Below are 19,495 nucleotides of genomic sequence, written 5' to 3' on the forward strand. Positions count from 1 at the left end.
GAGCTTCTGCGGCTCGTTGGCCCGCTGTCGGCCGTTCTGGCGGGGCCAGAACCTAGCAAACTGCCACTACTTGCGTACCTTCGCAACATATAGCGCGTGGCACGGTTTTACCGCCACTGCTGTTTACTACTTCAGCGCAGCTTCCTGCGTTTTCTCTATCGTCTCCAAGTCTTTCAAACATGGCTGATACCCTCACTTCCCCCGCTGCGCCGGTTTCCATTTACGCCGAAGCCAGCCCCAACCCCGAATCCATGAAGTTCGTGCTCAACACCCAGCTGCTTAGCGACGGGGTGAGCGTGGATTATCCCAACCTGGAGGCCGCCGCCAACTCGCCGCTGGCCCAGGAGCTGTTCAACTTCGACTACGTGAGCCGGGTGTTTATTGCGGCCAACTTCGTGACCATCACCAAGGCCTCGGACCTGACCTGGACCCACCTGATTCCCGAGCTGCGCACCTTCCTCAAGTCGTACGTGGAAGCCGGCGGCCCCATCTTCACCGTGGACCCCGTGGCCGAGCAGAAGGCCGCCCACGAGGCCGTAGCCACCGGCGACGCCTCCGAGCAGGACCAGCAGATCAGCCAGAAGGTTATCGACCTGCTCGAAAACTACGTGCGCCCCGCCGTCGAGCAGGATGGCGGCAATATCACCTTCCGCTCCTACAACAAGGGCGTGGTAACGGTGAACCTGCAGGGCTCGTGCTCGGGCTGCCCCTCGGCTACCGTTACGCTCAAATCGGGCATCGAGAACCTGCTCAAGCGCATGGTCCCCGAAGTAACCGAAGTAGTGGCCGAAGGCATTACGGTGTAAGTACTGCCTGAAACCACTAGAAAAAGCCCGGCTGGATCATTCAGCCGGGCTTTTTTGTGGGACAGCAAATCTGGAGGGAATCAAAAATAAAATTTCACATTCCCTCCAAGCTTGGAGGGAATGTGAAATTTTATTTTTGATTCCCTCCAAAGTCTGGCGCTGAGGTTAGGCTTTGAATCCTAGCGGCTTTTCACAGTGAAGGCCCGGCTCACGTTGAAGCCGAAGTAGATGTCGCCGTCGAAGAAGTTGCCGGTGGTGTGGGGCACAAACAGGCTTTCCATCATGCCCTGGGCGTTGGTGAAGTGCAGCTGAAACACGTGGCCCCCGGTTTCGATGTCCACGCCCAGGCCCAGGGCGTTGCGCAGGTCGGTGGCGGTGGCGCCGGGCAGCAGGTAGAAGTAGTCGGCCGTGAGGGCCAGGCGCTTGGTGAGCTTCTGGCGGAAGGCCGCGCCCAGGGCGTACACGTCGTTCTGGTCGCGCCGGGTATCCACGAAGTTGCGGTGCACGAGCGTAGGCATGAGCTGCACCGACAACGAAGGGCTAAATTTGCGCGCAATCAGGGCCTGGTAGGTGTAGGCCATGCGGGTTTTCAGGGTCCGCTCCGACTCCCGGAACTTGAGCGTCGTCAGGGCCGAGCTGGCCAGTAAGGTCACCGACACGGGCATGGCGTGGGCGCCGGTGCTTTGGCGCAGAGCCTTGTATTTGACGAATCCGTCGAAGGTTTTTTCCTGGGAGCTGCGGCCCACGCCCACGGCCAGCCTATCGGTGAGGCCATATTCGAAGCTCAGGCGCAGCACGGCCTGGTCGAGGCCGAAGAAGTTGTAGGCCCCGCTGTTGAGCGTGCCGAAGCGGTGCTGAATCAGGAACAGCAGCGTGCCTTCCCCCGGCGTTTCTATCGACTGGGAGTTGATGATATGCGTGCCCTTGAAAGTAGCCTGGGTGAAGTCGGGGGCCCGAACCCGGGTGCTGTCGGCCACTTTGGCTTCCAGCTCCTTGAGCAGGTCATCGTCTTGGGCCCGGGCCGGTACGGTGCCCAGCAGGAGCAGCAGCAAGCCACCGAGCAGGCAGCGGAGCCGGGATAAACGCAGAAAACTCATCGGGCAACGGCAGTTTGGGAAGTGGGGGTAAGGTCGCAGCTGAAGGCCAGGGTGACTTCCATGCTCTTGGCAATATTGTCGCGGACCAGGGCCGGAATTTCGATGTTGTAGTCGGCCGGGGCCACGTTAAACTTCGAGGTGACCAGCAGGTGGTTGTCTTTGAGCTCCAGCGTACCGGGCACTTTCACCCGGCGCTTCACCCCGTGAATGGTCAGGTCGCCTTCCACCTGCACGCGCTGGGGGCCGGCACCCGGCAGCTGACCCGGCTGAAAGTCTACCACCGCGCCCGCAAACGTGGCTTTGGGGTACTTGTCCGACTCCACGTAGTTCTCGTTGAAGTGCTCCTGCATCAGGGTGCGCTTAAAGACGAACGACTTCATGGGCACGCTAAAGGCCACTTTGCCCGTGGTCAGGTCCAGCATGCCGGCCGCCTGGGTGCTGCGGCCCTCAATGTCCTCGATGGGCGTGCCGGAGAAAAAGCGGATCAGGCCCGCGCGGGTCGAGTATTTGCCCTGCGCCCGGGCCGGCGGCAGCAGTAGCAGCAGGCCAAGCCCGAGTAGTAACCAGTGTTTCATAGCAAAGCGGGGTTAGTTGTTGGGGGCCTGGTCCTCGACCCATTTCTTGATGCGGGCCAAGTCGCAGTCGGAAAGCTTGGGCAGGCCCTGGGGCATGGGCGTGAAGCCGGGAGCGTGGCTCGTGACGCCCACCAGCAGGCCATTGTCGGCGAATCTTTTCACCTGGGCGTAGCCTTCCAGGTTCACGTTGCCGCTGGGCAGGCGGGCGTTGTGGCAGGAGCGGCAGTTCTGATCCAGAATCGGCGAAATTGTGGCGCTGTAGGTGGTGCTGGCCACGTCGCACTCCACCGGGGGCTGGCTGGCAAAAAGCTCCTCGGCGTTATCGTAGGCGCAACTGCTGAGCATAGCCAGTCCGCCAACCAGAAAAAGTACTGGGCGTAGCATATAAAACAGGAAAGGATGAGGAAGAAAGCCGGGCCGCCTAGGGCGTAGTCGGCAGCAAGTGGTATTTAAGGCTAAAGAATACGCCGGCGCTGCTGAGCTTTACCTGCCCGAAGCCCACGCCGCCCAGGGGCACTTTCACGTAGGGCTCGGCCTGCACCGACCAGCGGCTGGCCAAGCTCCGCTCGTAGCCCGCCGAGAGGTTGACCACGCTCAGCCAGTGGTTGGAGCCGTTCTTTACCTGCCAGTCGCGGGAGTAGTACTTGCCGTAGTACTGGTAGTTGTAGGTGTACTGCTCGTCGCGCATGAGCAGGGAGGTCAGGCCCGCCGACACGAACAGGGCGGCCTGCGGGCGGTGCAGCACGTCGTAGCGCAGGTTGATGGGCACGTCGGTAATGCGGCACACGGCCCCCACGTCGTCGATGGTGTAGTTGCCGCTCCAGGTACCGGCGGGCACGGTGTAGTCGCTGCCCCGGGCCACGTAGCGCTTCACCGAGCGAATGGCAGCCACGTTCAGCCGCAGCCGGTCGGTAAAGCGGTACTCCACCACCACGCCCAGGTTGCTGCCCGGCGAAGTTGTTTTGGTCCAGCCCACGGTGCTCAGCTCCGGGGCATACAGTCCGCCAATGCTGAGGCGGTAGGCGGGCTTCACGCGGGCCGGCTTCTCGGGCTGCTTGGCCGAATCGGCGGGAGCAGCCAGCGGGGCCGGCGCGGCGGAAGGCTCCACCACCGGCGCAACGGCAGCGGCGGAGTCGGTGGGCAGGGTGGCTCCTGAAGGGCGGCTGGGCAGGGGCTCACTACCCGGCTGCGTAGCTGCTGCAACAGCTGTTCCAGGAGCCACCGATGCGGCCGTCCCGGTGGGTTCGGAGTCGGAGCCTGGGCTTGAAGAGCCAGAAACCGGCGGCCGGACCGAGACTGTAACCGTCCCGGCGGCCGGGGAAGCGGAAGTCGGCGGGGCTTGTTCGGCGTCCGGGCTGGCTGCCTTTGGCGAGGGAGCAAGTGTTGTTTCCCGCCGGGCAGCGGCGGCTAAGCTCAACTGCCCAGTCGTAACTGCCGCACTGGTTTCCGCGGCGGGCCGAATAATGGGCTGGCGTGGGCGCGTCGGTGTTAGTACCACCGACCCAATCAATGCCCGGCGGCCGGGCCGCGTAAAGCGGGTAGCCGGGGAAGGGTTGGCGGTAGCCGGGGTGGCCAGGGTTGGTGAAGCTGCCGTGGCTGGTTCGGTAGAAGCGGGCAGCGCAACCCGTGCGGCCAACGCTTCCGGCGGCGTAGCCAACTGCGGCCGGGCGGCAGCAACGGCCGGCGCGGGGGCTACCGTTGGAGCTGTTGGCTGCGCCAGGGAGCGGGCTGCCTCGGCAGTGGCGGTTACGGCCGGCGGGGCGCCCGTTGGGCCGGCGGTTGTCTCTGGCGTGGTGTAGTGGCTGTAGCCCAGCCAGCCCAGCAACGCTACCAGCACCACCACGGCTTCGAGCAGGAAGATGCGCAACACCCGCTGGCGCACGAGCTGCCCGGCGGCGGCTTCGTCCAGCTTCCGCTCCATCTGCAGCCAGGCGCTGAGGTTATGTTCGTCGGGATAGTTCTCGGCGCTCCGCTGAAACAGCGCGTCGAGTTCCTCATCCGACATATCCGGCGTACGCATGGTGGTTGGTTTGTTTAAGTAGGTGCTTGAGGTGGGCGCGCGCCTTGGATAGGTTAGACTTGGAAGCTCCCACGGAAATGCCCAGCTGGGCGCTTACTTCCTCGTGGGTAAAGCCGTCGATGACGTAGAGGTTGAACACCGTGCGGTAGGCCGGGGAAAGCTGCTGAATCAGGTGCAGCAGCTCCTCGTACGACAGGGTGTCGAGGGCGGAGTGGCCGGGGTCGGCCTCGGCGAAGGCCGCGTCATTGAGCTCCTGCTGGTGCTGGTGCTTTTCCTGGCTGCGGTAGTGGTCGATGGCCGTGTGAATCATGATGCGCTTGAGCCAGCCCCGAAACGAGCCGCTGACCTCGTGCCGGGCCACGTCGAAACGGCCCACGTCGCGGAATACTTTCATAAACCCGTCGTTGACGGCTTCCATGGCCGCGTCCCGGGTGCGGGTGTAGCGCAAACACACGCTCAGCGCAAAGCTGTAGTAGAGCCCGTACAGTCGCCGCTGCGCGTCGCGCTCCGCCCGCCGGCAGCCAGCCAGCAGGGCAAGGAGCATCTCGGGGTCGTGGTCGGGTTGGGGCACGGCTGCGGGGGTTATATCTGGCGACTCGCAGGCCCCGCCGAAAAGGTTGCCTGTCCGCAGAAAATTTAGTGAAAACCTGCGCTAACCGCGGCAAAAGCAGCAACAAAAAAAAGCCTGACCGGCAAGGTCAGGCTTTTTTTAATCGTCCACGAAATCCGGCTCATCCGAAAAGTCCGGACGAATCCGGGGTGGTTACTGCACCGTGGTCGAGAGCTTGGGCGCGTCGGCGTCGGTGATAACCGTCGAAGTGGACGTGCCCCGCTCACGGGCTTCCTTGCGGCCGTAGGTGTCGAGGATAATCGGCGTGGCGATGAACAGCGACGAGTACGTACCGAAGATGATACCCACAATCATGGCGAAGGAGAACGAGCGCAGCGTCTCACCACCGAAGATGTAAAGCACGATTACCACCAGGAAGACCGTGGTAAACGTAATCATCGTGCGGGAGAAGGTGCTGTTCAGAGCCGGGTTGACCACCTGGGCAAACGTGAGGTGCGGGTTTTCGCGCAGGTATTCCCGGATTCGGTCGTAGATAACCACCGTGTCGTTCATCGAGAAGCCGATAATGGTCAGCACGGCGGCCACGAAGATCTGGTCCATTTCGTAGTTCAGGCCGAACAGACGGGCAATGGGGTAGGCGGCAATAACGAGCAGGGCGTCGTGGAACAGGGCCACTACGGCGGCCATCGAGTACTGCCACTTCTCGAAGCGGAACAATACGTAGACGAAGATACCCAGCAGGGTCAGGCCCAGGCTCAGCACCGAGGTCTTCTTGATGTCGTCGGCAATGGTAGCGCCGATTTTAGCCGTGTTGGGAATGTTGGCTTTCGTTACGCCGTATTGCTTCAAGCCTTGCAGCAGGGCCGTTTCCACTTTCTGGTCGGCGGCCACGCTTTCGTCGTCAGCCATGTAGCTGGTCGTGATGCGCAGGCGGGTCGGGCTGCCGAAGGTTTTTACTTCGGTGCCGGCACCCTGGAAGGATTTGGTTACTACCTCGCGAACGTCGGAAGCAACTTCCGCCTTGGGGAAATCCACGATGTAGCTGCGGCCGCCGCGGAAGTCAACGCCCAGGTTGGGACCACCCTGCACGGCCATCAGCACGAAGCCCGTGACGATAACGATGGTCGAGGCGATGTAGGCAATCTTGCGCTTGCCCACGATGTCGAAGTTCAGACCCTTGAACAGGTGGCGCGACAAAGGCGTGCTGAAGGTGATGCTGGTCGTTTCCTTGCCACGGGTCAGCCACTCAATGATGAGGCGCGACACGAACACGGCCGACAGGAACGAGGTCAGAACGCCGATACCCAGGGTAATGGCGAAGTTCTGCACCGGACCCGTCCCGAAGAAGCCCAGGATAACGGCAATCAGCATCGTCGTTACGTTGGAGTCGAAGATGGCCGAGAAAGCGCGGGCGTAGCCTTTGTTGATGGCGTCTTTCACGGTCAGGCCGTGGTCAAGTTCCTCGCGAATCCGTTCGAAGATCAGTACGTTGGCATCCACGGCCATGCCGAAGGTCAGCACCAGACCGGCAATACCGGGCAGGGTGAGGGCGGTGCCGAACTGGGCCAGAACGCCCAGAATCAGGAAGCCGTTGAAGAGCAGGGCGGCATCAGCTACCAAGCCGGCCTTGCCGTAGTACACGGCCATGAAAATCATAATCAGCACCAGGCCCGCCAACGACGAGTACAGACCCTGGTTGATGGCTTCCTGACCGAGCGAAGGACCCACAACGGCCTCTTCCACGATGCGGGTAGGAGCGGGCAGCTTACCGGCCTTCAGTACGTTGGCCAAGTCCTGGGCTTCTTCAATCGAGAAGTTGCCCGAGATGCTGGAGTTGCCGCCGGCAATTTCAGCCTGTACCACGGGAGCCGAGTACACGTAGTCGTCGAGCACAATGGCTACCTGGCGGCCAATGTTGGCGGCCGTCAAGCGCTGCCACTTCTTGGCGCCCGAAGGGTTCATCTGCATCGAAACTTCCGGCCGGCCGCCCTGGTCGTAATCCTGGCGGGCATCCGATACTACTTCGCCACCAAGCGGGGCGGTAGCCTCCCGCGACTTGCGGATGGCGTAGAGCTGCAGGTACTCCTGGCCCTCGATTACGTCGGGCTTCACACCCCACAGGAAGGTCAGGTTGGCGGGCAGCACGTTGCGAACCTCGGGGCTCTTCATCAGGGCATTCACGCGGGCGGTGTCGCGCACGTTCGAGCCCAGGGCACCGGGCATGGTGAAGAGCTTGGCCAGGGCGCTGCTCTGCTGGGGGTTGGCCGAGTCGGCTTTAGCAGCGGTGTTCGGCTTCTTTTTGGCCAGCTGGCTGGCCAGCGACGAAGAGTCGCCGGCGGCCGCGGTGGCAGCCGTAGTGGTGGTATCGGTCGCAGCAGCGGCCGGGGTGGCAGCGGCAGTGCCGTTGAGTTTCTCAGCGGCTTCTTTAGCGCTCAGCACTTCGTTGAGCTGGTTGAAGTAGGGGCCGAACTCGTCGGTGCGCCACACTTCCCAGAACTCCAGCTTGGCCTGGCCCTGCAGCAGCTTGCGCACACGGTCCGGGTTGTCCACGCCGGGCAGCTCAATCTGGATGCGGCCCGTGCCTTTCACGCGCTGAATGTTGGGCTGGTTTACGCCGAACTTGTCGACGCGGGTGCGCAGGATGTTGAAGGAGCGGTCAATGGCTTCTTCTTCCTCCTTGTCGATGGCGGCAATTACCTTCTCGTTGGTCGAGTTGATGTCGATGCCGCGGCTCTTGTTGGTCGTGTTAGCAAAGATGCGGGCCAGCCGGTCGTTGGGCGCGATATTACGGTAAGCCTGAGCAAACAGGGCCGTGAAAGGCGTCGAGGGGTTGGTCCGCTGCAGCTCCTGGGCCTGGGTCAGGGCCTTGTTGAAGTTCACGTCCTTGGAGTTGCCCGACATAGCCCGCACGATTTCCACCGGCGAGACTTCCAGCGTCACGTGCATGCCGCCCTTCAGGTCGAGGCCGAGGCCCAGCTCCGAGGCGCGCACGTCGCGGTAGGTGTAGGGGCCAAATACGGGGGCGCGCCACACCGAGTCGAGGTAGTGCTGCCGCTGCCGCTCGTCGAGCTTACCGCCCTTGGAGGCGTAGGCTACGGCATCCTTCTGCACCCCACGGGAAATGAAGGTGAAGAAGAGAAAATACGCGCATAAAGCCGTGACAACGGCCGTCAGCGCGATAATAAGTCCTTTATTACGCATTGAGAGAAACTAAAATGAATTCGGGGAAAGCAATCCGGATCGGGCGGCGGGCTCAGGCCCGCCACGCGTCAACTGCACGTGCAACAACACAACGGCTCTGCTAAAATTAGGAGTCGTGCAACGGGGCCGGCTCGGCTAGGGAGCGTGCGGCGACAGGGCCGCTACCAGCAGCCGGGAGCGAAACAAATCGGGCACGGCGCTGGGCCGGGGCCGCAATACGGCGGCGCGCTGGGCCAGCAGCGGCCAGACCAATGGCTCGAAGCCGGGCGTCCAGGCGTCAGTGGCCGGGGCCAGCCACAACCCCAGCGGCGTCGTGGCTTCCAGCAGTACTTTCTTCTTGACCAGAGCCGCTTTGGGCCCCGCACCCACGCGCGTTTCCTTGCCCACCGGCAGCCGGTAGGTGGCAACGGCCTGGTGGTTCAACGACAGCACAAACAGCAGGGTAGCTGTGAGCAGCGTGAAGCGCAGGCGAGGCAAAAAGTGGGAGATAAAGTGCGGCATTCTGGAGGGCAATGGCTACAAATATAGCCAAACCCCACAGCGCGGGCAAGGGCCAACCGGCAGATAACCCCCGAAAAAGCTAACAAACGTTCTTAAAATCCGGGGCTGACGGCTCGCCGCGGTGCCTTACGCTCCGTTGGGCACTGCGGCGTTGCAGCGGACTTAAGTCCACTAAAAAGCCCCGCCCAGCTCTATTAAGGATGAGCTAGGCGGGGCTTTTGGGGAGGTCGGCGGAAAAACTACTGCTTGCCTTCCACTACTTTATTGCGCAAAAACGACACGAGTACTTCCAGGCCCCGGTCGAAGTGCCGGTTGTTGGGAATCACAATGTCGGCGTCCTGCTTAAAGGGCTTAATGTATTTCTCGTAAGTGGGCGCCACGTGGTTGGTGTAGCGGTAGAGCACATCCTCCAGGTCGTAGCCCCGCTCGTCCCGGTCGCGCACGATGCGGCGCTGCAGCTTCACATGCTCCCGGGCGTCGATGTAGACCTTCAGGTCGAGCAGCTTGGCTACTTCCTCGAAGTAAAAGACGAAGATGCCTTCTACCACCACGATGGGCGCGGGCCGGAACACCAGCTCGGTAGGTTCGACGTTGGGGTTGTTGAAGGTATACTCCTGGCGGCGCACTTCCTTGCCCTGGCTGATTTGCAGCACGTCGGCGGCATAGGCCGCCGAGTCGATGGAAGAAGGCAGGTCGAAATTGGTGACGCCGTTGACATCAATCGACTGATTTTCGCGGGGGTGGTAGTAGTTGTCCTGCGAAATCAGGCAGATGTCTTCTTCCGGGAACGAGGCCAGCAGGCGGCGCAGAAAGGTGGTTTTGCCCGAGGCGCTGCCGCCCGTAATACCGACGATGAAAGGATGTTGCATGGGGTGGGAATGGGCCCGTACCGACAGGGCCAACCCTGCAAAAGTAGCAAAATGCCTTGTGTCGACGTATTTTCGGGCCGAACCAGAGGCGAATATTTCTGGTCGAACTACTTTTTAGCCATCTGCGCCTCCAAAAAGGCCACCAGCTGCTGCACGGCCCGTGCCCGGTGGCTGAGCGTGTTTTTCTCGGCCAGGCTCATTTCGGCAAAGGTTACGGCGTGGCCCTGAGGCCGGAAAATTGGGTCGTAGCCAAAGCCGTCCGCGCCCTTCACCTGCTCGGTGATGGAGCCGGCGACGGCGCCGGCAAATTCGTGCACCGTGCCGTCGGGCAGCACCAGGGCCACCACGGTCCGGAACTGGGCCGCCCGGTTCGGCTGGCCCTGCAACTCGTGCAGCAGCTTGGCCACGTTGTCGGCGGCGGAGCGCTGGGGACCGGCGTAGCGCGCCGAGTACACGCCGGGTTCACCGTGCAGGGCGGCTACTTCCAGGCCGGTGTCGTCGGCAAAGCAGCTGGTCTGGTAGTTGTCCCACACGTATTCGGCCTTTTGGCGGGCGTTGCCTTCCAGGGTGTCCTGGGTTTCGGGCAGCTCCTCGTGGCAGCCAATGTCGCGCAGGCTCACCAGCTCGATGCTGGCCGGCAGCAGGGCCCGGACTTCGGTGAGCTTGTGCTCATTATTGGTAGCAAAACAAATCCGCATGCAGTGAAATAGGGAGAGGGTGAACTGGTGAGTTTGAGGCAAAGTGCCGAGGTGCCCCTAAAGCAGGTGGGAGGGAGCAGCTTGGAGACAGGCCAAAGATACGCGCACAAAAAAACCGGCTCCGCACCGGCTGGGTTAACTCACCAATTCACTATTCCGCCGTTTCACCATCTGTCCTTTAGCGAAACATAGACTTGATGCTGCCCCAGGAGCGTTGCACGGCGCTGGGCGTGGTGCTGAGGACGGTGGTGTAGTTTTGGTCGCCGGTGGTGGTGTGCACCGTTAGGCGGTAGGTGAAGGGCCCCCCGCCGTTGGTACCGGCTGTGCCGCGGTACATATTGGTATCCAGAAACTGGTAGCGACGCTGGCTGCTGGGCGCTTGGGTGGCCATGTGGGCAAAGGCGGGCTCGTTGTTGGCCTTGCGCCAGAGGTCGTAGCCCTGCACGCCGGCTTCGTTGGTAATTTCCCACTCCACGCGCACGTTGGTGCCATCGAAGCTGGCCTGAAACAGCGTAACGGTGGCTCCGTAGGCCAACGTGCCCAGTAACAGGCAGATAGTAACGAATAGAGTAGCAGTACGAATCATAGAGAAGCTAATAGGGGAGGGCGGCGGCAATAGTTAGGGCGAAACCAAAAATAAACATTTTCCTGTTCTGTCGGCTAACAATCCTGTTAAAAGTAGAAAAGACAGTTGACGTTTTTAAAATACAGAGCTAACGTGTACTTTTGCAGTCCCTTCCGCAAAATCGGCAGGGCCAGAAGGTTTATAACGGCATCACGACCATGAAAAAAGACATCCACCCCGAGTATCGCGAAGTTGTGTTTCAGGACACGTCCAGCGACTTTAAATTCATCACCCGCTCGACGATGAACTCCAACGAGACCATCACGATGGAGGACGGTAAGACGTATCCCGTCATCAAGGTGGAAGTTAGCAGCGCCTCGCACCCTTTCTACACCGGCAAAAACGTGTTTATCGACACCGCTGGCCGCGTTGAGAAATTCCGCAACCGCTACCAGAAGAAAGCCTAGTTCTGGTCAGTGGCCGCAAGCGGATGCCTGCAGCTTACTAGAGTATACAAAACTCCTTCCGGCCCGGCCGGAAGGAGTTTTTTGTTGCCGGCTGGCTTGCTAAACCGGGCTTTGCGCCGCGCAAAATTGCTGCCGCCGCAAGCGGTTCTTCGCCCAAGGCCCTAACTTGCGGCACAAATTCTCCGCCCGGTTTTTCCGCTTCTTACCTTTTGCTTCGCATGACTGTTCTGCTCTTCGACGACCCTGCCATCCGGCCCAAACTGCTGCCGTTTACCTTCACCCGCCCGGTAGCGGCCCTGCGCTGCGGCATCCTGACGGTGGCCGAAAAGTGGGAGCACCGCCTTGCTCAGCCCGTGCACTACCTCACCGAGCAGTACCTGCAGGCCAAGTACCCCGCCGGCCCCGTCGGCGGCCCGGCCCTGGTAATAAACGGCGCCGTGTGCCCCGATGAGCTGCTGGCCAAGCAGGTGCAGGCCCTGCAGCCCGGCGAAGCCCTGATGGATGGCGACCTGCTGGTGGCCGCTCACCTCACGGATGCTGCCAACGTGGCCGAGCTGATTCAGGACGGCTTTGCCAACACCCGGGAGGTGGCCGAGCCGGTGCTGGCCCTGCGGGAGGTATGGCATCTGTTTCTGCACAACGGCGCCGAAATCCGCCGCGACTTTGCCCTGCTCACCCACGGCCGCCAGTCCCAGCCCATCGGCGACGCGCACACCATTGTGTACGCGCCCGAAAACATCTTTATCGAGGAAGGCGTCAAGATTCGGGCGGCTATTCTGAATGCCGAAGACGGCCCGATTTACCTGGGCAAAAACTCCCAGGTTCACGAAGGAGCCATTATCAAAGGTCCGCTGGCGTTGTGCGAAGGTTCCCACATCAACGTCGGGGCTAAAATGCGCGGCGACAACACCGTGGGCCCCTTTAGCAAAGTCGGCGGGGAAGTCGGCAACTCCATTTTGCTGGGCTATTCCAACAAGGGCCACGATGGGTACCTGGGCAACTCGGTTATCGGGGAGTGGTGCAACCTGGGCGCCGATACCAACACGTCGAACCTGAAGAATAACTACGCCCCGGTGAAAATCTGGAGCCACAGCGCGGGCCGTTTCGTGAATACCGGGCAGCAGTTCTGCGGCCTGATGATGGGCGACCATAGCAAGTGCGGCATCAACACGATGTTCAACACTGGCACGGTGGTGGGCGTGGGGGCCAATATCTTCGGGGCCGGTTTCCCGCGCACGTTTATTCCGTCGTTCAGCTGGGGCGGGTCCGCGGGCTTCGAAACCTTCAAGATGCCCAAAGTAGCCGAAGTAGCCGAGCGGGTTATGGCCCGCCGCCACCTCGAGTACGACGCCACCGAGCAGGCCCTCATGCAGCACGTTTTCGACCAGACGGCCAAGGACCGGATTTGGGAAAAGGCCGTCAGCAAAGACGCTCCGGCCCCGGCGGCCGAGTAAATAAACAGACTGCTATGCGGCCGTACCGGGTAGAATATGTGCAGCTGCGGGGCTGGGAAGTAGATATAACCGGGTTGTGGCTGGCCGAGAATGAGGACTGGCTGTTGCTGCGCTACATTCCGGTTGACTACGTGGTGGATGGCTTCGTGCTCCTGGCCAAGCAGCACATTGTGAGCCGTAAGCCGCAAAAAGGGCAGCAGCAGACTGAGCAGATCCTGCGCCTTAAAGGCGTGCAGCAGGTTCTGCCGCCCGACTTCAGGTTTTCCGATACGTCTTCCCTGTTGCGCTGGACGGAGGAGCAGTATGGGCTGGTGCACTTTATGGAAGAGGAAACCAGCGCGTATTTTGGCTGGCTGAACGAGGCCGACCTGGTGCATTTCTGGTTGGATACCTTGGACCCGAATGCCTCGGTTATGGCCCGGGAGGAAGACGAGTTGCCCTTTGTCTTCGGCGAAATCCGGCTGATTTTTTTCAACGATGATTACTCGCAATCCTTGAAACTGCTGTGGCAGCACAAAAGCCGCCAGAATCCACTACTAACGAGCGACAATTAACCTCATGCGCTTTTCTGAAATTCCTGGCCAAGCGGACGTGAAGCGCGTGCTGGTGCAAACCGTGCACCGGCAGCACGTGGCCCACGCCCAGCTGTTTCGCGGAGCCGAAGGCTCGGCCGCCCTGGCCCTGGCTTTGGCCTACGCCACGTTTCTGAACTGTGAGCAGCGTGGCCCCGCCGCCCAGGATTCCTGCGGGCAGTGCCCGGCCTGTCAGAAAAACGACAAGCTGATTCACCCCGATCTGAATTTCATCCTGCCGGTTACCACCACCAAGGCCGTGGCCAAGGACGCCGTTAGCAGCAAGTTTGCCGCCGACTGGCGCAGCTTCGTGCTCGAAAACCCCTACCAGGGCCTCAACGACTGGATGCAGCACATCGGGGCCGACAACAAGCAGGGCAGCATTTCCAAGGAGGAAAGTCTGCAGCTGCTCAAGCTGGTTTCGCTCAAAGCCTTCGAGGGGCAGTTTAAAATCGTCGTTATCTGGCTGCCCGAGCTCATGCACCCGGCCGCGGCCAACGCCGTGCTCAAGCTGCTGGAAGAGCCGCCACCGGCCACCATTTTTCTGCTGGTGAGCTTCTCGCCCGAGCAGCTGCTGCCCACCATCATCAGCCGGGTGCAGCCGGTGGTGGTGCGGCCCTACTCCGAGGCCGATGTCGCCAGCTTTCTGCACCAGCAGCACCAGGTGCCCGAGGCCAAGGCCCGGCAGATTGCCCAGCTCGTGGAAGGCAACCTCGGCGCCGCCCTGGCCGCCCGCGAGGCCAGCACCGACAACGACTATTTCGCCTTCTTCGTGGAGTGGATGCGGCAGTGCTACGGCTACAAGGTGGACCTGATTCTGACCAAGACCGACGAGTTTCAGAAAATGGGCCGCGAAAACCAGAAGGAGTTTCTGCAGTTCGGCCTGGGCGTCCTGCGCAAGGTGCTGCTCTACGGCGTTGATGCGCAGTTTGTGCCCCACCTGCCGGCCAGTGAGCAGCAGTTCGTCACGGGCTTTAGCCGCTTCGTGCACCGCGCCAACGCCGACGCCCTGGCCCAGGAATTCAACGAGGCCCACTACCACATTGAGCGCAACGCCAACCCGCGGATGGTCTTCGTGGATATGTCGCTGCGCATCGCCGAGCTGCTGAAAATGCCTGCCTAAACGCTAGAAACGCGGAAAATACAGTTTGGTAATCTGCTATAGTAGCCGCTAAAAAGCCTATAGGCAAATGTGGCAAGCCGGTCGGTTACCTTTGCAGCGCCAAGTAAGCGCCCGGCTTTCGGAAAGCAAAAGAAAACTTTTTGGCTCCGTTCGGTGTCGCCTCTGATTACCACTTTTCTTCCTATGGTTTTGAATCGTCCCATTCGTATCGGTACCCGCGGCAGCCGGCTGGCGTTGTGGCAGGCCCACCACGTAGCGGCCTGTCTGGAGCTGGCCCAGCTGACCACCGAAATTGTCATCATCACCACCAAAGGCGACGTCGTGCTGGACCGCTCCCTGGATAAAATCGGGGCCAAGGGCGTGTTCACCGAGGAGCTGGAAGAAAGCCTGCGCTCGGGCGCCATCGACATTGCCGTGCACAGCGCCAAAGACGTGCAAAGCACCATTCCCGAGGATCTGGAGCTGCTGGCCTTTATGGAGCGCGAAAAAGTCAACGACGTCATCGTCAGCTACGACCCCAACCTCGACCTGAGCCGGCCCGACCTGGTGCTGGGCACGAGCAGCACGCGCCGTAAGGCCATGCTGCGCCGCCACTACCCGCACGCCACCACCGCCGAAGCCCGTGGCAACCTGCAAACCCGCCTGCGCAAGCTCGAAGAAGGCCAATACCACGCCCTGGTGCTGGCCTACGCCGGCGTGCACCGCATGGAGTACGACTCGCTGATTCGCCACGTGCTGCCCGAAACGCAGTTTGTGCCCGCCACCGGGCAGGGCAGCGTGGCCGTGGAGTGTGCCCGCAGCCTGGAGCCGGCCCTCAAAGCCGAGCTGCAGCGCGCCCTCGACCACAAAGCTACCCACACCTGCCTGCTGGCCGAGCGGGCCTTTCTGCGCACCATGGAAGGTGGCTGCAGCATTCCTTCCTTCGCCTTAGCTACGCTCACCGAAACCGGCACTTTGCAGCTCCACGGTGGCCTCATTAGCCTCGACGGGCAGCAATACCTGGAGGAAATTCTGACCACTGCCGACCTGAGCCAGGTCGAAGCTCTGGGCACGGAGCTGGCCGAGCGGGTCCTGCGCCGCGGTGGCCGCCAGATTCTGGACGATATCCGCAGCCAGCGGGCCGTGAGCTAAAGAGGATATGACGTAAAACAAAAAGGCCGGAAATGACTTCCGGCCTTTTTCCTTTTTTATGCGTGTAGCACCGGTTCTGGCGGCTGGGGCCGGCGGTCCAGCTTGTCGCGCAGCCAGTAGAGCAGCAGGGCGAAAACAGCCCCGCTGGTGTCGGCCAGCATGTCCTTTTGGGCGTCCCAGATGTCGCCCTGGCTGCCCAGAAACGCGGCTCCGGCGTCACCCCCGGCCGTTTCGGCGTACACCCACTCAATCAGCTCATAGCTCATGGCCACCGTACCGATGACGCAGAGTGGAAACAGGTAGGCCACGGCCCGGTTGCGGATAACCTGGTACCGGTCGATGAGCTCCAGGATGGCAAAGGCGTAGAACCCGACGCTGACGTGGGCCACCCGGTCGTACATGTTGCGCTTGAAGCCAAAGAGGTTGTTAAACCAGGCGAACGGTACTTTCTCAAAAGTGTAGTAGCCGCCGATGGTGTGCATAAACAGCAGCACGCTCATGAGCAGATACGCCAGGTTGGAGAACCGCACGCCGCGCACATACAGCACCACCAGCGCCGCGGCAATGGCCACAATAGGCGTATTTTCGGCTACCCAGGTGCCCCGCTCGGCCGGGTTGATGGCCAACACGGCAAAGAGGATAAGGTAAGCCAGCAACAGCAGCTTAGGAAACCAGTGGGGTGGGGGCGTGGCCGAGCGGGGAGCAGGCATACGAGGCGGAAAGTAAAGACGAGCTTGGCGCACAATACGGATATTTTGCAGTTTCGGCGGCGTTACACGTAAAAAGCCGGTTCTGATTGGCTGGGCCGTTCGGCCGGCCGCGCACGGAATTTGTAGCGCCGCCACCCGAAACCCCGTAGTTTTGCCTTACATCCTTTCACTTACCTCTCCGCTATGAAGCTCATTTCCCGCGCTACGGCGCTGTGCTGGCTCCTGCTTTGTCTGCTCACGGCCCCGGCCCTGCACGCTGCCAAAGCCCCCAAAAAAAGCAAGAAGGACCAGGTCGTAACCATCAGTACGCCCCAGGGCGACATCCGGCTGATTCTGTTTGACGAGACGCCCCTGCACAAGGAAAACTTTCTGAAGCTGGCCCAGAGCGGGTTTTATAACGGCACCACGTTTCACCGCATCATCCAAAACTTCATGATTCAGGGCGGCGACGGCAACTCCAAGGACGCCGACCCCAGCAACGATGGCATGGGCCCGCAGAACGATAAAACCATTCCGGCCGAAATTCGCCCCGAGTTTTCGCACAAGTTTGGAGCCGTAGCCGCCGCCCGGCAGGGCGACATGGTAAACCCCACCAAAGCCAGCAGCAGCTCCCAGTTTTACATCGTGCAGAACCACAACGGCACGCCCCACCTCAACGGCGGCTACACCGTCTTCGGGCAGGTTATCAGCGGCCTGGATGTAGTTGACAAAATTGCCGCTCAACCCAAGGACATGCGCGACCGGCCCACTACCGACATCAAAATGACGGTGAAAGTAGAAAAGCTGAAAAAGAAAAAAATCACCGAGCTCTACGGCTACAAGTACGAATAGCGCCGCCCCGTTATGACCAAACGTATTCTGGTGACCGGTTCGAATGGCTTGCTGGGCCAGAAACTGGTGGCGCTCCTTCGTCAGCAGCCAGGCGTAGAGCTTATTGCCTCTTCCCGCGGCGCTAACAAGCTGGCGGACCTGTATCCCGACCTACGCTTCGTGCCTCTGGACGTAACCGACCGCGCCCAGGTGCAGCAAGTGCTCCGGGCCGAACACCCCACCCACCTGATTCACACCGCCGCCATGACCAACGTCGACGAGTGTGAGCTGAACCGCGAGCCGTGCTGGTTGCAAAATGTCACGGCCGTGGAGCACCTCGTCGAAGCCTGCGAGCAGCTCGGCATCCACCTCACGCACGTCAGCACCGACTTTGTCTTCAGCGGTGCAGCCGGCCCGCTCGCGGAGGAAGCCACGCCTGGGCCGGTCAATTTTTACGGGGAAAGTAAGCTGGCGGCCGAGAAGGCCGTGCGGGCCAGCTCCGGCCGCTGGGCCATTGTGCGCACGGTGCTCGTGTATGGCATTGCCCACGAATACGGCCGTACCAACATCGTGCTCTGGGTCCGCGACTCGCTGCGGGCGGGCAAGCAGATCAATGTGGTGAATGACCAGTTCCGCACCCCCACGCTGGCCGAGGATTTAGCCCAGGGCTGCTGGCTAGTTGTCAAGCACGAGGCCACCGGCGTGTACCACATCAGCAGCAGCGAGCTACTCACGCCCTACCAAATGGCCCTGCAGGTTGCCGACTACTTTCAGCTTGACAAAAGCCTGATTGTCAAAGTCGACGCAAGCACGTTTTCCCAGCCGGCCAAGCGTCCTCTACGCACGGGCTTTATCATTACCAAGGCGCAGCGCGAGCTAGGGTACGCACCGCATACATTCCAGGAAGGCATTGCCCTACTAGCCAGGCAAACAGCCCAATGAGGAGCTGAATCTGCACAGCCAAACCGCTGTAAACGCAAAAAAACCGTTGGCAAAGCCAGCGGTTTTTTTACACACCTATTGCAACAACCTTTGGGTTTTGCCGCTGCGAGCAGAGCAGCGGGTAGCCCGTATTCTTTATTTTTTCACCATTTTACTGGCGGAACATTTTCGTTTTGCAGGCCTGCGAGCAGTCTGAGGAAACTGGCTGGCTCACTTGGCTGGCTGTTTCTTATGACAATATTAGGGCAAGAAAGCCCCGGTGTAAAGGATGATTTATTTCTAATTGTGACATAGTTAAGATGGTCTTTTTTGGAACCAAGATAGAACAGATTGATACTGGTCAAGGTCAGAGGAACAGCCTTAGTAACCAAAAATAGGGTATGGTGCAGCATTTCAGGCGTTTTGACTGCCAGTATAGAGGTGGGAGCGGGTGGAAATAATCCTGGTAATTGTGACGGATCAATTACTGGCGCGTGGTCTGCTTTGAGAAAGAAAATAACAGTTGCCGCAAAGCCAGAACGGTGAGCAGAATAGCAGAAGCCGGAAAAAGGATGAGCCACCAAGCCGTAAAGTCTTGCCGGGATGTGGCCAGGAGCCGGCCCCAACTGGCAATTTGGGGTGGCAAGCCAACACCCAAGAAAGAAAGTGTCGTCTCAAGGCCGATGAGCGCGGCTACGCTGAGTGGCAACAGGCCCCCAATTGTATTACGTAAGGCGGGAAAGGCGTGTCGAACCAGAATTTGCCAGGACGGCACTCCCAGCGCCTGAGCGGCCTCGATGTAAGGGAGCTGCCGAATTCGCAGCATCTCGGCCCGCACGAGCTGGGCCGAAACCGGCCAGTAGGTGAGTGAGAGTATGCACAGCATCGCGAATATCGACGGCTGCTGCACGGCGGCAATAGCCAGCACCAACACGAGCCGGGGTATTGAGGTCAATAGCGCAATGAGGAGCAGAACACCCTTATCCACCGGAACCGGCCACTGGGCAGCACGCGCCCCCGCCGCCAGCCCCCGCCGGGCTACTAACCAAGCGCCAACGCCACCAAAAAGTGCAAGCAACAGACCCGTAAGCGTGATCCGGAAAAAAAACAGGAAAAGACCCGCGGCAGCCAGCACGAGCACCGGCCCCGCCGGAATAGTGAGTCGACGGTTTCCATAGTAGCCTGCCAGACTACCTAGGAAGCTGCCCAGCAGAGTGGCGGCTATGGCGGCTGGTACACTGACGAGGCAAACCGTGCTGGCGCCGTAGAGCAGGCCGGCTAGCACATCCCGGCCCTGAGGATCCGTGCCCAGCCAGTGCGCCTTCTGCCCAGGAGGTTGAGCAAGTGCCTGCAAGTCTGGAATATCGGGAGCCCAAGCTGCGGGCAGCACCAGAGTACTGGCAG

General features: G+C 60.7%; 20 protein-coding genes. 8 read left to right on the top strand and 12 right to left on the bottom strand.

The annotated features are described in order from the left end of the window. Window positions 1–179: 179 nt before the first annotated feature. Entirely contained in the window at window positions 180–806 is a 627-nt protein-coding gene (locus tag CLV45_RS15755; protein WP_100337417.1) for a NifU family protein, read from the top strand. A gap of 179 nt (window positions 807–985) precedes the next feature. Here the strand turns inward: CLV45_RS15755 and CLV45_RS15760 are convergent, their stop codons facing one another. The 10 genes from CLV45_RS15760 to CLV45_RS15805 form a co-directional block, all read right to left on the bottom strand. Then, complete coding sequence (locus tag CLV45_RS15760) at window positions 986–1,903, bottom strand: DUF5777 family beta-barrel protein (RefSeq protein ID WP_100337418.1); 918 nt, start codon at window positions 1,901–1,903, stop codon at window positions 986–988. Continuing rightward, window positions 1,900–2,478: a YceI family protein gene (locus CLV45_RS15765; protein ID WP_100337419.1), complete on the bottom strand. Its 579-nt coding sequence runs from the start codon at window positions 2,476–2,478 to the stop codon at window positions 1,900–1,902. The genes CLV45_RS15760 and CLV45_RS15765 overlap by 4 nt, the downstream gene beginning before the upstream one ends. 12 nt (window positions 2,479–2,490) lie before the next feature. Next, window positions 2,491–2,862 carry a hypothetical protein gene (locus CLV45_RS15770; protein ID WP_157807563.1) on the bottom strand — a complete coding sequence of 124 codons (372 nt, stop codon included), beginning with the start codon at window positions 2,860–2,862 and terminating at the stop codon, window positions 2,491–2,493. Between the two features lie 37 nt (window positions 2,863–2,899). Further along, the gene (locus CLV45_RS15775; protein WP_157807565.1) at window positions 2,900–4,498 is read right to left on the bottom strand and encodes a hypothetical protein; all 1,599 of its coding nucleotides are present in this window, start codon (window positions 4,496–4,498) and stop codon (window positions 2,900–2,902) included. Further along, a complete protein-coding gene (locus tag CLV45_RS15780; protein WP_245882887.1) occupies window positions 4,473–5,069 on the bottom strand; it encodes an RNA polymerase sigma factor in 597 nt (198 codons plus the stop codon). The genes CLV45_RS15775 and CLV45_RS15780 overlap by 26 nt, the downstream gene beginning before the upstream one ends. Window positions 5,070–5,261: 192 nt before the next feature. Next, window positions 5,262–8,270, bottom strand: a complete 3,009-nt coding sequence (gene secDF / locus CLV45_RS15785; protein WP_100337422.1) for a protein translocase subunit SecDF — start codon at window positions 8,268–8,270, stop codon at window positions 5,262–5,264. A gap of 135 nt (window positions 8,271–8,405) precedes the next feature. Then, window positions 8,406–8,771, bottom strand: a complete 366-nt coding sequence (locus CLV45_RS15790) for a hypothetical protein (protein WP_100337423.1) — start codon at window positions 8,769–8,771, stop codon at window positions 8,406–8,408. Window positions 8,772–9,010: 239 nt separating this feature from the next. Then, window positions 9,011–9,640: a uridine kinase family protein gene (locus tag CLV45_RS15795; RefSeq protein WP_100337675.1), complete on the bottom strand. Its 630-nt coding sequence runs from the start codon at window positions 9,638–9,640 to the stop codon at window positions 9,011–9,013. 107 nt (window positions 9,641–9,747) lie between these two features. Continuing rightward, on the bottom strand, window positions 9,748–10,338 hold the full coding sequence (locus CLV45_RS15800; RefSeq protein ID WP_100337424.1) for a non-canonical purine NTP diphosphatase: 591 nt from the start codon (window positions 10,336–10,338) through the stop codon (window positions 9,748–9,750). Between the two features lie 178 nt (window positions 10,339–10,516). Next, on the bottom strand, window positions 10,517–10,924 hold the full coding sequence (locus CLV45_RS15805) for a hypothetical protein (RefSeq protein WP_157807567.1): 408 nt from the start codon (window positions 10,922–10,924) through the stop codon (window positions 10,517–10,519). Window positions 10,925–11,121: 197 nt separating this feature from the next. Between CLV45_RS15805 and CLV45_RS15810 the strand changes: the two genes are divergently transcribed. From CLV45_RS15810 to hemC, 5 genes are all read left to right on the top strand, one after another. Beyond that, window positions 11,122–11,370: a type B 50S ribosomal protein L31 gene (locus CLV45_RS15810; protein ID WP_100337676.1), complete on the top strand. Its 249-nt coding sequence runs from the start codon at window positions 11,122–11,124 to the stop codon at window positions 11,368–11,370. A gap of 218 nt (window positions 11,371–11,588) precedes the next feature. Further along, the gene (locus tag CLV45_RS15815; protein ID WP_100337426.1) at window positions 11,589–12,824 is read left to right on the top strand and encodes a GlmU family protein; all 1,236 of its coding nucleotides are present in this window, start codon (window positions 11,589–11,591) and stop codon (window positions 12,822–12,824) included. Window positions 12,825–12,838: 14 nt separating this feature from the next. Next, the gene (locus tag CLV45_RS15820; RefSeq protein WP_100337427.1) at window positions 12,839–13,378 is read left to right on the top strand and encodes a hypothetical protein; all 540 of its coding nucleotides are present in this window, start codon (window positions 12,839–12,841) and stop codon (window positions 13,376–13,378) included. 4 nt (window positions 13,379–13,382) lie between these two features. Beyond that, window positions 13,383–14,519, top strand: a complete 1,137-nt coding sequence (locus tag CLV45_RS15825; protein ID WP_100337428.1) for a DNA polymerase III subunit — start codon at window positions 13,383–13,385, stop codon at window positions 14,517–14,519. 189 nt (window positions 14,520–14,708) lie between these two features. Next, entirely contained in the window at window positions 14,709–15,650 is a 942-nt protein-coding gene (gene hemC / locus CLV45_RS15830) for a hydroxymethylbilane synthase (RefSeq protein WP_245882888.1), read from the top strand. Between the two features lie 56 nt (window positions 15,651–15,706). Here the strand turns inward: hemC and CLV45_RS15835 are convergent, their stop codons facing one another. Next, on the bottom strand, window positions 15,707–16,360 hold the full coding sequence (locus CLV45_RS15835; protein ID WP_100337430.1) for a DUF2238 domain-containing protein: 654 nt from the start codon (window positions 16,358–16,360) through the stop codon (window positions 15,707–15,709). Window positions 16,361–16,543: 183 nt separating this feature from the next. On the opposite strand from CLV45_RS15835, the gene CLV45_RS15840 reads away from it, so the two are divergent. Both CLV45_RS15840 and CLV45_RS15845 read left to right on the top strand, forming a co-directional pair. Further along, window positions 16,544–17,191: a peptidylprolyl isomerase gene (locus CLV45_RS15840; RefSeq protein ID WP_100337431.1), complete on the top strand. Its 648-nt coding sequence runs from the start codon at window positions 16,544–16,546 to the stop codon at window positions 17,189–17,191. A gap of 12 nt (window positions 17,192–17,203) precedes the next feature. After that, a complete protein-coding gene (locus tag CLV45_RS15845; protein ID WP_100337432.1) occupies window positions 17,204–18,112 on the top strand; it encodes an SDR family oxidoreductase in 909 nt (302 codons plus the stop codon). Window positions 18,113–18,575: 463 nt separating this feature from the next. On the opposite strand, the gene CLV45_RS15850 is transcribed toward CLV45_RS15845, so the two are convergent. Then, a complete protein-coding gene (locus CLV45_RS15850; RefSeq protein WP_157807569.1) occupies window positions 18,576–19,445 on the bottom strand; it encodes an ABC transporter permease in 870 nt (289 codons plus the stop codon). Window positions 19,446–19,495: the final 50 nt, after the last annotated feature.

The sequence above is a fragment of the Hymenobacter chitinivorans DSM 11115 genome, from assembly GCF_002797555.1.
Classification (GTDB): Bacteria; Bacteroidota; Bacteroidia; order Cytophagales; family Hymenobacteraceae; genus Hymenobacter; species Hymenobacter chitinivorans.

What these genes read in the sequence shown, in the direction of transcription:
- CLV45_RS15805 (WP_157807567.1), bottom strand. Translation starts at nt 10,924, where the DNA reads ATGATTCGTACTGCTACTCTATTCGTTACTATCTGCCTGTTACTGGGC.
- CLV45_RS15755 (WP_100337417.1), top strand. Translation starts at nt 180, where the DNA reads ATGGCTGATACCCTCACTTCCCCCGCTGCGCCGGTTTCCATTTACGCC.
- CLV45_RS15795 (WP_100337675.1), bottom strand. Translation starts at nt 9,640, where the DNA reads ATGCAACATCCTTTCATCGTCGGTATTACGGGCGGCAGCGCCTCGGGC.
- CLV45_RS15790 (WP_100337423.1), bottom strand. Translation starts at nt 8,771, where the DNA reads ATGCCGCACTTTATCTCCCACTTTTTGCCTCGCCTGCGCTTCACGCTG.
- CLV45_RS15845 (WP_100337432.1), top strand. Translation starts at nt 17,204, where the DNA reads ATGACCAAACGTATTCTGGTGACCGGTTCGAATGGCTTGCTGGGCCAG.
- secDF (WP_100337422.1), bottom strand. Translation starts at nt 8,270, where the DNA reads ATGCGTAATAAAGGACTTATTATCGCGCTGACGGCCGTTGTCACGGCT.
- CLV45_RS15765 (WP_100337419.1), bottom strand. Translation starts at nt 2,478, where the DNA reads ATGAAACACTGGTTACTACTCGGGCTTGGCCTGCTGCTACTGCTGCCG.
- CLV45_RS15835 (WP_100337430.1), bottom strand. Translation starts at nt 16,360, where the DNA reads ATGCCTGCTCCCCGCTCGGCCACGCCCCCACCCCACTGGTTTCCTAAG.
- CLV45_RS15770 (WP_157807563.1), bottom strand. Translation starts at nt 2,862, where the DNA reads ATGCTACGCCCAGTACTTTTTCTGGTTGGCGGACTGGCTATGCTCAGC.
- CLV45_RS15840 (WP_100337431.1), top strand. Translation starts at nt 16,544, where the DNA reads ATGAAGCTCATTTCCCGCGCTACGGCGCTGTGCTGGCTCCTGCTTTGT.
- CLV45_RS15775 (WP_157807565.1), bottom strand. Translation starts at nt 4,498, where the DNA reads ATGCGTACGCCGGATATGTCGGATGAGGAACTCGACGCGCTGTTTCAG.
- CLV45_RS15815 (WP_100337426.1), top strand. Translation starts at nt 11,589, where the DNA reads ATGACTGTTCTGCTCTTCGACGACCCTGCCATCCGGCCCAAACTGCTG.
- CLV45_RS15760 (WP_100337418.1), bottom strand. Translation starts at nt 1,903, where the DNA reads ATGAGTTTTCTGCGTTTATCCCGGCTCCGCTGCCTGCTCGGTGGCTTG.
- CLV45_RS15820 (WP_100337427.1), top strand. Translation starts at nt 12,839, where the DNA reads ATGCGGCCGTACCGGGTAGAATATGTGCAGCTGCGGGGCTGGGAAGTA.
- CLV45_RS15810 (WP_100337676.1), top strand. Translation starts at nt 11,122, where the DNA reads ATGAAAAAAGACATCCACCCCGAGTATCGCGAAGTTGTGTTTCAGGAC.
- CLV45_RS15800 (WP_100337424.1), bottom strand. Translation starts at nt 10,338, where the DNA reads ATGCGGATTTGTTTTGCTACCAATAATGAGCACAAGCTCACCGAAGTC.
- CLV45_RS15825 (WP_100337428.1), top strand. Translation starts at nt 13,383, where the DNA reads ATGCGCTTTTCTGAAATTCCTGGCCAAGCGGACGTGAAGCGCGTGCTG.